This window comes from Acinetobacter sp. V2 (assembly GCF_001188385.1).
GTDB classification, from domain to species: Bacteria; Pseudomonadota; Gammaproteobacteria; order Pseudomonadales; family Moraxellaceae; genus Acinetobacter; species Acinetobacter oleivorans.
The window spans coordinates 32798-37963 of the sequence record NZ_JZFB01000002.1; the positions used below are offsets into that span (position 1 = coordinate 32798).

At 37.1% G+C, this 5166-nt stretch carries 5 protein-coding genes; 1 reads left to right on the forward strand and 4 read right to left on the reverse strand.

From position 1 onward, the window contains the following. The 3 genes from UC75_RS08880 to UC75_RS08890 form a co-directional block, all read right to left on the reverse strand. The coding region (locus tag UC75_RS08880) for a hypothetical protein (RefSeq protein ID WP_228137233.1) at positions 1 to 878 on the reverse strand (878 nt) is incomplete at its 3' end. 769 nt (positions 879 to 1647) lie between these two features. Next, the gene (locus UC75_RS08885) at positions 1648 to 2037 is read right to left on the reverse strand and encodes a hypothetical protein (protein ID WP_049837378.1); all 390 of its coding nucleotides are present in this window, start codon (positions 2035 to 2037) and stop codon (positions 1648 to 1650) included. A 6-nt stretch (positions 2038 to 2043) separates the two neighbouring features. Next, positions 2044 to 2301, reverse strand: a complete 258-nt coding sequence (locus UC75_RS08890) for a succinate dehydrogenase assembly factor 2 (protein ID WP_005301304.1) — start codon at positions 2299 to 2301, stop codon at positions 2044 to 2046. Positions 2302 to 2490: 189 nt separating this feature from the next. Between UC75_RS08890 and UC75_RS08895 the strand changes: the two genes are divergently transcribed. Next, positions 2491 to 3663, forward strand: a complete 1173-nt coding sequence (locus tag UC75_RS08895; protein ID WP_049837379.1) for an acyl-CoA dehydrogenase family protein — start codon at positions 2491 to 2493, stop codon at positions 3661 to 3663. Between the two features lie 51 nt (positions 3664 to 3714). Here UC75_RS08895 and UC75_RS08900 read toward each other — a convergent pair. Continuing rightward, on the reverse strand, positions 3715 to 5166 hold a 1452-nt coding region (locus tag UC75_RS08900), incomplete at its 5' end, for a flavin-containing monooxygenase (protein ID WP_049837380.1).

The window sequence follows — 5166 nt, forward strand, 5'->3', positions numbered from 1 at the left end:
AAGTTCGGATTAACAGGCTTATCATCAGCTTGAGAAGCAGCATAAGATCTTAATGCATCACGGATTTTTGCATCATCACCACTTGCTTGAGCAGCTACCGCATATAACGCATGAGATAAGCGAACACCTTTTTGCTCACCAATTTGCACTGATTGCTTTAACGTTTGGTATGGATCAGGTTTCCCTTCATCTGCCCCAGGTAATAAAGTCCAGATAACAGCACGCGTTGCGTTAGGTGCTCCCCAGAACTTTTCATTATCGAGACAGACCATGCCGCGCTCTACAATAGCAGCGATATCTTTTGGAACATTGACTGCACCACCAGAGTTAATATCATTAGTCACAGCCTGAAGGCCACTAATCATTCCAAGTAAATAAACTGTTTGATCAGTGTCACTACGCATCGTTGGACAAGAATCACCTAAATGGTATTTATATTTAGATTCCCAACGATCAGCGAACAACTTATAGCCTGTATATTGACGCTCAGCAGCAATTGCTGCCCAGCGCTTTTGTGCAATACGTGCATCTTGAGCTTCAGTTACTTGCCCTGCTTTTGATGCACGCAAATAACGTAATTCCTGTTCTAATGCTTGATTCTCAGCACATACACCTGAAGCTGCATACATTAATACCGCAACACGCGTTGGATCTGCACCCATACCTTTAGTAGACATGATTGCTGGTGTTAAGGCACTACCAGTATTACAAACCATTTCAGCATCTTGCATTGCCAGAATAGGCGGAACGACGTGCTTTTCCGTAAAACCTAAAGCAACATTTGCTCCAGTTTTCACGACGTATGAACAACCTGATAAAACTGAAGCTGCAAGAAAACTCATCGCCAAACCTTGGCTTATTTTTTGGACTTTAGACATCTTCCTGTCCTCTATGTAATTTGTTTTTTCCTTTTCAGATGTACATTAGCAGATGCATATCTTGAATAAAAGAGTAATTACTCTAATTGTAGCGCTTATACTTTGACACACTTCACAGCAGATAAAATTGACAGTTTTTCTGGGAAACAGAAATTTTAGGCAAAAAAAAGTAGCATTGCGACGGTTCAGCACATGCTACTTATTAACTGAGATAAGCTTTTAACGGCTTATATTATTTTTGTTCTATATAATCCTTAAGTAAAGTTCCTGCTCTTCCTACTACCACAGCCATAACTACTGCAATTAACAGAAACATCCACATTGAAATCTCCATGAGAGACCTCCTTACTACAATCGCACCCAGTTATAAACTGGACACTTGATGAAATTAATCGACTAACCAATTTAATAATTGACTGATCGACGACCTTGCATCCTCTGTCTCTTAACTTTGTTAAAATTAACTCTGTTAAGATGTTCCCTGAGTAAAGTTCCTGCTCTTCCTATCACCACTGCCAGAATGATGGCAATGACCAAGAACGACCATGTTGGCATCTCCATTTTGAGACCTCCGACACACTTTACGTTGGTGTTTGTACTTTAACCGATCAAATAGGTACCCATAGGTGAAATTGTCAGACAATCGTATTTCCTTAGCTTTTTTCTATATTTTAATTAGACAATTCTGAGCACAAGCAAAAAAATAAACATTAAATTATTGTTTTTTATAATTTTTAAATAAATATACAAATGTAGAATTGTCTAACAATTAATGAAGTTTCTGTAGGACTTTTAACTTTTTCCAATACTGCAAAGGAAGTTGGTCAAACCAAATTATGGCTACTTTCATAGGTGCTCCATCAAAATAAACAACCATAAATAGCTGATAATCAATTATTTTATTAATTCCTACACGGTGAATCACTTTTTTAGGAAGATAAACAACTGACCAAGATTTTTGATCTAAATATGCAATTTGAGAAATTCGTGATTGTTTTAAAAACAATAAGAAAGCAATAGATAAAAGGATCAGACTAAATAGCCACCACATAGGTGGTAACAATTGATAAAGTAGGATTGCTAAACACAAGCCAATAAAAAGCTGAAATATTATCGAGAAACGACTATATTTCAGCTCAAAATTCAATTCTTTTATCAAAACAGTTTAGCCATGTACGTACTGTTTTAATTTATAAATAAATTCACGTAACTCTGTGCGTGGAGGTTCAGAAACTTCCATGAACCAATCTAGCAAATCTGGATCTTCTTGTTCTACTAATTCTGCAAATAAGGCCTTCTCTGCCGGATCCGCAGTTAGATAATAGTTTTTTACATAAGGGTCAAAATAGACGTCAATTTCTTTTAAGCCGCGGCGTGCTCGATAAATTACTTTACGTTCTTCCAAGGTCATTTCGTCAGACATTTATTTCCCCATCTGCGTTGATAGTGCGCCTAGTTTACCTGATCACATTCCAAAGATCGCTAAAAATATCAAATTGACCAAATTTATCATCTTGTACTCATAATTGAGCATTCATCACATTGTTCGTCATGAAATGCTTCCGTATGTTTAAGGAAATAACATCACACCTGAACCAAGGAAGAAATACAAATGCAATCTGGTGCCATCCGTCCTATTCCAAATATGTTACCTAGAAAACTATTTAACGAAGAGCATGAAGCTTTCCGCGAGACAGTTCGTAAATTCTATGAAAAAGAAGTCGTTCCCAATATTGAAAAATATGAAAAACAGCAACATGTTGATCGAGATCTTTGGAATAAGGCTGGAGAATTAGGTCTTCTTTGCACCACAATGTCAGAGCAATATGGTGGGTCTGGAGTAGACCGCTTATACAGTATGATCTTAATTGAAGAGCAAGCTTATGCTATGGATTCTAGTACGGGTTTTTCTTTACATTCAGATATTGTTGCGAATTACGTAAATAACTTTGGTAATGAAGAACAAAAACAAAAGTGGTTACCAAAAATGGCAACTGGAGAAGTGGTCACGGCTATTGCCATGACTGAGCCTGGTACTGGTTCTGATTTACAAGCAGTGAGAACCACAGCTGTACTTGATGGTGATGATTATGTCATTAATGGTTCTAAAATTTTCATTACCAATGGTTACTTATGTGACATGGTCGTAGTCGTTTGTAAAACGGGTAATAACGACAAAGGTTCAGCGAACTTATCACTCATTATTGTTGAAGCAGACAGAGCTGGTTTTAGCAAAGGTAAGCCTCTTAATAAAATTGGAATGAAAGGCCAAGATACGTGCGAATTATTTTTTGATAACGTTCGTGTTCCTAAAGAAAATCTCTTAGGTATGGAAGGCATGGGCTTTATCATGCTCATGAAAGAATTGGCTTGGGAACGAATGCTAGTCGCTATTATTTGTCAGGCAGGCGCTGAAGCTGCATTTGCACATACTGTCCAATATACAAAAGACCGTAAAGCATTTGGCAAACCTGTTAGTGCATTTCAAAATACGCGTTTTAAACTTGCTGAACTGAGAACAGAAATAGATTTCTGCCGTACCTATCTAGATCGTTGTATGGAATTACAACTTGAAGAAAAATTGAGTGTGGAAGCTGCCGCAGCTGCTAAATATAAAATTTCAGATATGTTCTCAAAAGTTGTTGATGATTGTCTTCAATTACATGGCGGTTATGGTTACATGCTTGAATATCCAATTGCGCGTGCCTACATAGATCACCGAGCAAATCGAATTTATGCAGGTACCAATGAAATTATGAAAGAATTAATCTCTAGAACACTTTAATAAATTCAATATAAAAGGGGCATTACGCCCCTTTTATTTATCTAATATCTATTAAGATACTAGTTTTGGCTTACGCTCATTCGTTTCTGAACGTTTATGAAAATGTAGAACACCATCTTCAAATTTTGAATTTTTAAGCGACTTTCTATCTTCTAAATAGTTATTAGTAACTTGCCATGGAGCATGCTTACCTTGTTTTGGAAGTTCATGTGCCGCACGACTGATATAACCTGAAGATAATTTACCCATTACAGTATCTTCTTCCATTTCAGTCTTATCACCAGACGGAACTACTTCATCATAACTATTTTTGTCCATATAGTTTAACAAGCGACAAATATATTCCGCAGCGATATCAACCTTAAGCGTCCATGATGCATTTACATAACCAATAATCATGGCCATATTTGGTACATCACTCAACATCACACCGTTATAAAGCATATGTTCAGATGAATTAAGAGCTTTGCCATCAATAGTAGCCTGAACCCCACCCATAATTTGAACTTGCAAACCAGTTGCAGAAATCACAATATCCGCATCAAGATGTTTACCAGATTTAAGTAAAATACCTTTTTCAGTAAATTTCTCAACTTGATCAGTTTCTACACTCGCTTTACCTTCACGCAAAATCTTAAATAAGTCACCATCAGGTACAACACATAGACGTTGATCCCAAGGATTATATGAAGGTGTAAAATGCTTCATATCAACTTTACCCTTTAACTGCACTTCAATTGCTTTTAAGAGTAAACGACGTACAGTCTTTGGATGTTTCTGAGACAATGCATAAATAGCGCGCTGCATACCAATATTACGTGCACGGGTAAATTTATACGCCGCTTCTTCAGACATAAATTTACGCGTTTTTTCATAAATAAAGTCGATAGACGGTACACTAGCAATATACGTTGGTGAACGCTGCAACATCGTTACATGACCAGCCCCACCTTTCGCCATTGCCGGTACTAAAGTAATCGCTGTTGCACCACTACCAATAATAACGACCTTTTTACCTGTGTAATCTAAATTTTCAGGCCAATGCTGCGGGTGAATAAGTTGCCCTTTAAATGCTTCTTGATTTGGGAAAGAAGGCGCATATCCTTGATCATAGTTATAGTAACCAGTACACCCTACAACAAAATTAGCAATCCAAGTCTGTTGTTTTTTCTTGCTATCTTCAATTATAACCTGCCATTTCTTTGATTCAGAATCATAATTCGCAGAAAGTACACGATGACCAAAGTGAATTTTTTCTTTTAATTTATATTCATCAATAACTTCGCCTAGATACCCTTTAATAGAGGCGCCATCAGCTAATACATTCGCTTTACACCACGGCTTAAAATTGAAACCAAATGTGGACATATCTGAGTCTGAGCGAATACCTGGATAACGGAAAAGATCCCATGTTCCACCAAAAGATTCACGACGCTCTAAAATTTCAAATTGGCGTTGTGGAGAATTTTTTGATAAATGGGCAGCAACTCCAATTCCTGAGAT